We start from the raw sequence: 7,732 nt of genomic DNA, 5'->3' as shown, positions 1-7,732 counted from the left end.
AGACACAGTTGATTACTATAAATTCTCTCTGACAGGCACAAATAATATTACTTTGCTTTTGAATGGAGTCAGTCAATACTATGTGAATGCAGCCATCTATTACGATAGTAATAATAATGGATTGATTGAGAGTGGAGAACAACTTTACTCTGATTATGCTAGTAATAGTCGTAATGGTCAGATTACTACAACTTTGGGAGCCGGGAATTACTATGTTGGAATTTCTGCAAACACCAACGTCAACTCTAGCTATTCCCTACAGTTAGCCAACAATACCAACACGAGCAATCAGCGTCTCACTGGTAATGCACTCAATAACACTCTGATTGGCGGTGACGGAAATGACCAGCTGCAAGGGTTAGGAGGAAATGATACCCTCCAGGGAGGTAATGGTAATGATATTCTCACAGGTGGAACTGGTGATGACTTACTCTGGGGAGGACTCGGCGATGATATTCTCACAGGTGGAGCCGGGAAGGATAAATATCTGTTCCAAAGTAGTGGAGTTTTTAACACAAGCTTAGGTATTGATTACATCAGCGAGTTTGAAGCGGGACAAGACCAGATTGTACTGAGTAAAACCACCTTCAATGCTGTTACTAATACTGCGGGACAGGCTTTAACTGACTTTGCAGTTGTCACTGATGATAAATTCGTCAATGCTAATAATGCACATATTATCTTTAGTCAAAGTAGTGGCAGCCTATTCTATAACCAAGATGGCAATGTTTTGGGTATAGGAACAGTGTTTGAGTTTGCTAGTTTAGGGAATCCTGATATTACTCTGAATAGTAGCAATTTCGGTCTGATTGCCTAGTTTTTTAGGTATTAAGATGTAGAATAGAACATCTTAATACCTTTGTAAAAAAGAAAGATAGGTCTAACTTTTGTCGAACAATCTCTAAGACAAGAGCGTACTTAATTATTAGGCAAAACCTTTAACCACTGCCCAGACAGATAGGACAGTAATATCATCGTATCTGTTTAAAACAGCGCAGCGGGGCGGAGAGTGGGGGTAAAGAGGGGTTTTCGGTTTTTGTAGAGATGTAAGTAAGTCGGCGTAAATAATTAAAGGTTTGTAGTCAGAGCTTTAGCCCTACCTTGAGGGCTTCAGCCCTGACTAAGAAATAATTTCAATATTTTTTACATTAGTTAATATAGTTTGAGTTCTTCTCATCGGCTTACTTAGCGATCGTAACTAATTAACCGGATATGATATAAAAATTCCTTACACAAAAACCATATAGGGTTTTATTGACTCAGTTTTTTGCCTGATATAGGAATCATATTTGATTTCTGAAAAATCTAAGTATTTGTAGCGTGTGTTAGGCGTAAGCCGTAACGCACCATTCTTAAGGCTTTGGTGCCGTACCCCGCGCTCACACCCTACGTATCTTTTCAAAAATCAAATAGTAGTCCTATAGCAAAAAAAGGTAAGCATCATCTCAGTTTGCTCTGTGCTAATCCTTGTAAATTGGCAAACGTACAGTGATAACTAACAATTAACCACTAACATCGAGCAACAATTATGAAGTGTATTAACTGCGGAACTGATAATAAACTAAAAGACCGGACAGCTAATCAAGGTCGGTGTGTAAAATGCAATCATCTATTTGCCTTTGAACCGACCAGTATGAATAATGTGAAGATTACAGATCCTTTTTTTGCAAAGGCGATCGCTGACATTTCTGCAAATAACACCTTATTTTTTACGCCCAAGCAACTGCTTTATTTTTTAGATAATCGTCTTCGGGCTAAATCCTTTTCAGGATTTGTCTGGTTAGTTCCATTCCTAATAGTTAGCTTTTTTACAGCCATTCCTAGTTATTTTATAGTCCCGTTTATTTTAAGTTTTATTCTTTTTATAATATTTTTACAATCTAGTAAGTCTAGTAAGCTCAATAACAAAGCTCGTCAGGCAAATGCCAAAGCTTTACAAATTCTAGGAGGAATCATTCTGGCTGGAGGAATTTTATTTAGCATCAGTGTAAATTCATTTACTCTATTTGTTATTTTCGTTAGTATTGGGATGCTATCTATATATTTAGGAACTCGACAGTTAGGTAGAATCGGATTGGTAACGCAAGAATTTTTATTTACTGAATCTCAAGTTAAAGATTGGTTAGATCGCTGGCAGCAAATAAATGGTTCAATTCTCAAAATTCTTCCTTCGCCAAAGCATGAAAATACACGAGCCACGGTTAATCCTGACGTAACAGCTTACAGTTTTGATAGATTAGTCGTTTGTGATAATGCTGCCATTGCTCAATTATTAATTGCTAATAATTTTCACTTTGAAAATAACTGTGCAATTCTCAGCATTACTGGATATCCCCAAAGCATTTTTGACACCACAATGCAAATGCTACGCCGTAATCCAGATTTGAAAGTCTATGCAGTACATGATTGCAATCCACGAGGAATTGGTTTAGTTCATAATTTGAGAACTAGTGCTAGTTGGTTTCTCAATAGCGAGATTGCAATTATTGATATTGGATTAACGCCAAGTCAAATTATCGCTAATAAACGCGGAATGTTCATTCAATCCTCTCCAGAGTCGGCGCAAGACGCTAAACAATTACCTCAAGAAGTTCGTCAAAGTTTATCTGCTGAAGAAATAGTATGGTTAGAATCTGGAAATTTTGTAGAATTAGAATCTTTCACTCCCCAAAGAATAATTAAAGTTCTGCAAAAGGGTATTGCTGCTAGTGGAAATCTAGAAAGTGATGACAGTAGCTTGCTTTTAGTTGGCGATACAGGAAATGATATGTATGTTGTTCAAAGTTTTGGTTGATATAAGCCCAAAACCCTCATTGTAGAGACGCGATTTATCGCGTCTTCAAAGACCAATAGAGACGCGATTTATCGCGTCTTCAAAGACCAATTATTTACACCAATTTCGATTTACCGAAATTATGTATAAATTGCAATTCAGATGTGGTGAGGTCGCGCCATTGACCTAATTGTAGGCCATCTAAAATTAGATGGCCTATGCTGACTCTGACCAGCCGCAAAGTCGGAAACCCCACAGCCGCAGTCATGCGCCGAACTTGGCGATTTTTTCCCTCTGTCAAAGTCATTTCTAGCCAAGCTGTCGGTACATTTTTGCGAAATCTAATTGGTGGGGTGCGTTCAGGTAGCTGTGGTTCTTGTGGTAAAAGCCTAACTTCTGCTGGTTGAGTGCGGTAATTTTGAATTTCCACACCTGTTTGCAACCTTTGTATGGCATCTGCATCTGGAATTCGCTCTACCTGTACCCAGTAAGTACGTTTATGACCAAAACGCGGATGAGCGAGACGATGTTGCAATTGCCCATCGTTCGTTAACAACAGCAATCCTTCACTATCCCAGTCTAAGCGTCCCACAGGATACACATCAGGTACATTAATATAATCTTTTAAGGTGATATGTGTGGGAGCATCTTTTGTAAATTGGCACAGAACGCCATAGGGTTTGTAAAAAATAATATATCTCATTGGGAATTGGGAATTGGGAATTGGGAATTGGCTATGAGATATTAGTTATTTCTCTATGCCCCCTGCTTTTATTTTCTAACGTGATGTAACAAGGCAAAAGAAAGAAAAAGCATTAAAAAATTTGTTACAAAACCAGATTTTTTGATGGAAACGACAAAAAACGATATCGTCAGAAATTGTGGGTTGAAATTTGCTTAAGATACACACCAATGCTCTATGAATAAATACTTTCGCTCCAACGTTGATGCAATGGCTAGCTATGTCCCAGGTGAGCAGCCTCAACGCGGTACACAGATTATCAAACTCAACAGTAATGAGAACCCCTATCCCCCTTCTCCTGCGGCATTAGCTGTCCTACAAAATATTGATGGCGAGTGGTTGCGGCGATATCCAGAACCTTTCGGTGGGGAGTTCCGGCAAGCTGCAAGTCAAGTTTTAAGAGTTCCTAGTGATTGGATAATTGTCGGAAATGGCAGTGACGAATTACTGAGTGTGATCATTCGAGCCTGTGTAGAACCTGGGAAGAAGGTAGTTTATCCAATACCAACTTATGTGCTATATCGCACATTAACAGAAATGCAAGCTGCGGAAATTATTGAGATTCCCTACAGCGAGAATTACAGTTTACCTGTAGAAGAACTGGTTGCTGTTGATGGTTCTGTGACATTGATTGCATCACCTAATAGTCCATCAGGGCATGTGGTAGCAACAAATGAATTACGAAAACTAGCCGGTAAGTTATCTGGAGTTTTAGTGATTGACGAAGCATACATAGATTTTACCGAAGAAAATGCGTTGGATTTGGTAAAGGAATACGAAAATGTCATCGTAATTCGTACTCTATCTAAAGGGTACTCCTTGGCTGGATTGCGGCTGGGATTTGGGGTGGCGAATCCCAAACTGTTGCAGGGATTGTTTAAGGTTAAGGATAGCTATAACATTGATGCGATCGCTTGTGCAATTGGCACGGCTGCTATTAGCGACCAAGCTTATAAAAATGCTTGTGTAGCAAAGATTAAGGCATCACGGACTCAGTTAGCAACAGATTTAAAACAATTAGGTTTTTATGTTTGGGATTCCCAAGCTAACTTTCTGCTGGTACAGCCTCCACAAAAGAATGCGGAATATCTCTATCAAAAACTAAAAGAACGGGGAATTTTAATCCGTTACTTCAAGCAGCCTGGACTAGATGATAAATTACGGATCACTGTTGGTACTGATGAACAAAATCAGGCTTTAGTAGAGGCGCTTATTTATTTGTTGAAGAATGAGGATTAGGAAGAGATGAAAAACTCCACCCACAAGGGCATGGGGCATGGGGCATGGGGAAGAGCCTCTAATATCATGTTCAATGCTCAGTAACGCACTATCATCACGGATTTGATGCGTTACGCTGTCGCTAACACATCCTACCTATATTTTCTCCAAATCAAACCGGATTCCTATATTAGGGTGCGCCTATACTTATTTTTCCTGAAATGTCCAGACTCCTTCATCCCAATCTGACTCTGTTGGAGGTGATTGTAACCAATGTTGACAACGTAGAAGATGCAACATAGCAGCTTTGTCCTGGTTGTCTGCTGCTAAAACTAGGGCAAATTCGGCTCTAGCACGGTTAAAATCGCGTTTGAGGTAATACTCGCGTCCTTTGTGATAATGCTCAATCACTTGCAATTTTTCGCTTTCAATCGGGTTGGAACGCAAACCTAGTAATTCATAGATGGCTACTGGTTCATTTCTGCCTTTGACACGAATGTAATCTAGTTCCCTAGCCCAAATATTATCTTGGCATGGTTTAAAAGTGTTATGGCTAATAATAATATCGCAACCATACTGTTTACTAACACTTTCTAATCGAGAGCCAAGATTAACACCATCGCCAATAGCAGTAAATTCCATCCGCTTACTAGAGCCAATATTCCCACTAATCACGGTATCAGAATTAATCCCAATGCCGATCTTGATTCCAAGCTTATTCTCTGCATAGCGCCGTTGATTAAATTCGTGCAGGCGATGGCGCATTTCTAAGGATGTTTGCACTGCCATCCAAGCGTGTTCTTCTAATGGTAGAGGAGAACCAAACACAGCCATAATCGCATCGCCGATGTATTTGTCCAGAGTGCCTTTATGTTTAAAGACTGCCTCTACCATTGATTCAAAATATTCATTGAGCATACTCACCACTTCTTCTGCTTCCAAGTTTTCTGTCAAAGTGGTGTAGCCGCGAATATCGGAAAATAAAATCGAAACTTCTTTGCGATCGCCTCCTAGTTTAGCATCATCTAATTTCAGCAATTCTTCGGCTAATTCTTGAGTCATGTAGCGGTACATGGTACTTTTGAGCCGCTTTTCATCGCTGATGTCTTCCATCACCACCAGCGCCCCCCGGACTTGCTCGTTGTCGCTGGCATCGGCAATTGTGTTGATGGATAAATTAATACTATGCTGCTCTGTACCAGTTGTTATGAGTGTGCGATCGGGGTAATACTGCTGGCGGCCTTTTAAATCAACTGCATGTAAAGCATCCTGATACCACTTGCTAAAGTCGCCTTCTTTGATGCCGATCGCATCAGTAACTAATTTCCCTTCTAAACGTTCATCTATTCCCAGTCCTAGCAAACGTTGGGCGCTTTCATTAGCGGCGATAATTAACCCGGTTTTATCAGTGGAAACCACGCCATTGGAAAGACTACGTAGAATATCCCGTTGCATTTGTTCTTGTTGCTTGACTGTGGCAAACAACTGAGCATTTTGCAGCGCTACTCCCGCTTGAATATTAAAAGCTTCCATGAATTCTTCATCGTTGCGGTCAAAGCTAGCTTGGAAGCAATCGGGAGCTTTGGGCCAATCAACTGGATTATAAAGTGGAAAATCACCAGTTTTCTTTTTATTTACGAGTTGAGTAACACCAATCAATTGTTGATCGGCGTTGAATACTGGCATACAAAGTAAGCTACAAGTGCGATAGCCATTTTGTTGGTCGAGTAGTTTGGCTGTATCAGAATCAGGATCGTCGTACAAATCAAAGGCAATATTCAGTTTTTTGCCAGAAGCCGCTACTATACCCGCAAAGCCTTTACCTACGGGGACTCGCAATTCTTTAGTTGAACCATCATCCTGAGTGATTTTCGTCCACAATTCATGGCGATCGCGGTCTATTAACCATAGTGTACTGCGATCGGCATTCATCAGTTCTTTTGCTTCATCCATCACCCGCTTTAGGGTGTCTTCTAAGTCGAGGCTGCTTTGAGAGAGAGATTTAATCGCCTTCATTAGCGCCGCCACTGCTCTTTGTTTTTGGGTGGCGACATAAAAAGAGCGCGATGACTCTAAAATCAAGCGAATCGAAGGGGCAAATTCTTGAAATAATTGTTCGTCACAGGAGAGAAAACCTTTGGTATCAATGCGCTCTGCAAGGGGATCGGCGTGATTACTTCCAGATTTTAATTTATTCAGTAATTGTACTACTGCAACTAATTGCCCATGTTCATTTAACAACGGCAAAGCCAACATGGTGTAGGTACGATAGCCAGTTCTTTTTTCTTGTTCTTGGGCAAAATGCGATCGCGGATCGTTATAAAAATCAAAAGGAATATTGATCACTTGTTTGAAAGTAGCGACTTCCCCAGCAATCCCTTTATCGGCGGGGATACGAATTTCTAAAGAGCGATCGCCTTCCCCCTCAGCTAAAATAGACCAAAGTTCTTGTTTTTCTTCATCCAATAAAAATATCGTTGTCCGGTCTGCCCCCAGTAATTCCCCAGTTTTCAAGGTAATCGAATGCAACATTTCTTGCAGAAGAGTTTCAAACCCCTGAGAATCCAGCATTGATAGGGTTTGATGGACAATCTGTAATTTTTGCTCGACATCTTGAACGACCTGCTTAAAAGTATCCTGAGTCAGGGGAGCAAGAAAGGTAGAAAAATTTCCTTTTCTTGTGGCAAGAGCGCCCACAGGAGCAGAATTTGTTTGTAATTCGAGGTTTTCTTGGTTGTGAACACCAATCATCAAATCGGTGGTCTCCCCATAACTTCCTTGATACACTGACATAACTGGTATTTTATATAGCAGGATGAGATTTTAAATTTAAGAATGAGATGAAATTTATGTAAGTTGTGCTAAAAGCAACAATAGTTCGATATTATCAATAGTTTAATCGCTTGTTTAGCTAGCGTCATCCTGCGAATAAGGGTGGAAATTGATTATTAACAACCATATTTTGGCTAAAACCCTTTCCCACCGACGGATACAGATGA

The 7,732-nt window shown here is 40.2% G+C and carries 5 protein-coding genes; 3 read left to right on the top strand and 2 right to left on the bottom strand.

All coding sequences use genetic code 11. The annotated features are described in order from the left end of the window. Positions 1-817 (top strand): calcium-binding protein (locus tag RMZ41_RS29340; protein ID WP_409876173.1); only part of this gene is annotated, 817 nt, incomplete at its 5' end. Between the two features lie 711 nt (positions 818-1,528). Then, complete coding sequence (locus RMZ41_RS29335) at positions 1,529-2,794, top strand: hypothetical protein (protein ID WP_322641230.1); 1,266 nt, start codon at positions 1,529-1,531, stop codon at positions 2,792-2,794. A gap of 94 nt (positions 2,795-2,888) precedes the next feature. Here RMZ41_RS29335 and RMZ41_RS29330 read toward each other — a convergent pair whose 3' ends face one another. Continuing rightward, on the bottom strand, positions 2,889-3,476 hold the full coding sequence (locus RMZ41_RS29330) for an rRNA large subunit pseudouridine synthase E (RefSeq protein WP_322641231.1): 588 nt from the start codon (positions 3,474-3,476) through the stop codon (positions 2,889-2,891). 216 nt (positions 3,477-3,692) lie between these two features. Between RMZ41_RS29330 and hisC the strand changes: the two genes are divergently transcribed. Further along, positions 3,693-4,754: a histidinol-phosphate transaminase gene (gene hisC, locus RMZ41_RS29325; protein ID WP_322641232.1), complete on the top strand. Its 1,062-nt coding sequence runs from the start codon at positions 3,693-3,695 to the stop codon at positions 4,752-4,754. A gap of 186 nt (positions 4,755-4,940) precedes the next feature. Here the strand turns inward: hisC and RMZ41_RS29320 are convergent, their stop codons facing one another. Next, on the bottom strand, positions 4,941-7,526 hold the full coding sequence (locus RMZ41_RS29320) for a GAF domain-containing protein (RefSeq protein ID WP_322641233.1): 2,586 nt from the start codon (positions 7,524-7,526) through the stop codon (positions 4,941-4,943). Between the last annotated feature and the right edge of the window lie 206 nt (positions 7,527-7,732).

Origin of the sequence: Nostoc sp. DedVER02, from assembly GCF_034530675.2 — a bacterium.
Lineage (GTDB): Bacteria > Cyanobacteriota > Cyanobacteriia > Cyanobacteriales > Nostocaceae > Nostoc.
The sequence above is the reverse complement of the archived record's forward strand: the minus strand, read 5'-3'. Positions and strand labels throughout refer to the sequence as shown.

Coding starts and splice junctions, on each gene's coding strand:
- RMZ41_RS29335 (WP_322641230.1), top strand. CDS start 1,529: ATGAAGTGTATTAACTGCGGAACTGATAATAAACTAAAAGACCGGACA.
- RMZ41_RS29330 (WP_322641231.1), bottom strand. CDS start 3,476: ATGAGATATATTATTTTTTACAAACCCTATGGCGTTCTGTGCCAATTT.
- hisC (WP_322641232.1), top strand. CDS start 3,693: ATGAATAAATACTTTCGCTCCAACGTTGATGCAATGGCTAGCTATGTC.
- RMZ41_RS29320 (WP_322641233.1), bottom strand. CDS start 7,526: ATGTCAGTGTATCAAGGAAGTTATGGGGAGACCACCGATTTGATGATT.